The sequence below is a fragment of the Microvirga brassicacearum genome, from assembly GCF_008757455.1.
In the GTDB taxonomy this organism is placed as follows: domain Bacteria; phylum Pseudomonadota; class Alphaproteobacteria; order Rhizobiales; family Beijerinckiaceae; genus Microvirga; species Microvirga brassicacearum.
The window spans coordinates 35,501-35,707 of record NZ_VCMV01000078.1 but is presented as its reverse complement, the minus strand read 5'-3'; the positions used below and the strand labels follow the sequence as shown (position 1 = coordinate 35,707).

1 protein-coding gene is annotated in these 207 nt (G+C 69.1%); it reads left to right on the top strand.

What is annotated here, in order from left to right:
- On the top strand, positions 1 to 207 hold a 207-nt coding region (locus FEZ63_RS24140; RefSeq protein WP_150949885.1), incomplete at both ends, for an ATP-binding cassette domain-containing protein.

The following is a 207-nucleotide window of genomic DNA, read 5'->3' as shown; positions in this document are numbered from 1 at the left end:
GATCCGCGCATGACCATCGGAATGCTGGTGCGCGAGGCGCTGCGCCTGATGCCGAACATGAGCGGGCGCGAGAAGACCGAACGGGTGCACGAAATCCTGCGCGAGGTCGGGCTCGGGGACGGTTTCGCCGATCGGTATCCGCATGAATTGTCCGGCGGGCAACGCCAGCGCGCCGCCATTGCGCGCGCTGTGGTGCGCCGGCCGGCT